Origin of the sequence: Pseudoalteromonas sp. SG44-1 (assembly GCF_014164315.1) — a bacterium.
GTDB classification, from domain to species: Bacteria; Pseudomonadota; Gammaproteobacteria; order Enterobacterales; family Alteromonadaceae; genus Pseudoalteromonas; species Pseudoalteromonas rhizosphaerae.
Window position 1 is genome coordinate 1 of record NZ_JACJEW010000189.1, and the last position, 1,060, is coordinate 1,060.

A 1,060-nucleotide genomic window follows, 5' to 3' on the forward strand; every position below is an offset into this window, starting at 1 on the left:
AAACAAAGTATGAGGGGTTTTTACAAGCCCGGTATGGCGATTAAAATAAAACTTATCTCGGTGCGATAATATGGCGCGGTGTTTATGCATATAAAAACCTATGATAAACAAAGGCATGTATATAAAAAACGGTACCCACCTGTAATCGCCCCACACAAAACCAATAATCATCAAGTCCGAGAGGAAACAGATAAACGTAAACACCATTAACAAGAAGCTTAGAGCAGTAAATAAGTTTGACCACCCTCCAAACCATGAAATAGCAAGTTGTTGCCCATCAGTGCGAACCCAGTGCCCCTCAAGCGTTGAGCCACTATCTGGGGATGAAAGCTTTGCTGTATATTCATCAGTAAAACGCTTACTTTTAAACGTACGGGTTTTAAACCCGCAGCCATTGAGTGCTTCGGCTTTTTTTAATCGCGCCTCATAACTGTCTTTATGCAAATAATCTCTTGGCAGCCTTTCTCTGTACTTAGTGGAGTTAGCCCGATAAATCGAGTCATTTCTTTGCTTAGTTCTCTCTGCTTTTTCTATTTCTGGATCTTTTTCTTCTTTACTTTTTCGATCTCTTCTTTCAGCATAGCTTTCATCAAGTGCTAATCGTTGAATGTTTTTATCTTTTGCATTAAGTGGTTTTTTTCTCGGGTTAAGTTGTTTCCATTCTTCTAGCTTCCTAATTCTTTCTGGCCTTTTTTCTTCATCCTCAGCAACAAACTTTGCTACGTGCTCATAATAGCGCCTATCGACTTCTTCTGGGTTTGCACGCATCCAGTCTTCGCGCTCTTGATCTTCGCGCTTTCTTTCTTCTAACATTTCTTTTTTTATTTTTTCATGATCTAATTGATTTTCGCTCATTATTACTCCTTTATTTGCTGTACTTCTTGTAAATTTTTTATAACTTAGCTTTTTATAACTTAACAATGGCTTGGCTGATTACTTGGCCAATGCGGTGGCTATACTTGCGCTCATCGCCCCAAGAAAAGAACCCTGGCTTTTCACCTGCTTTGTAATATTCGATTGGTAAGCCATAAATACTATTAAACCCTTGAATTGTTGGTTG

At 38.6% G+C, this 1,060-nt stretch carries 1 pseudogene; it reads right to left on the reverse strand.

Features of this window, described 5'->3' with window-relative positions:
- Positions 1 to 921 (reverse strand): annotated as a pseudogene (locus H5187_RS24905) (hypothetical protein); the annotation flags it as partial.
- Positions 922 to 1,060: the final 139 nt, after the last annotated feature.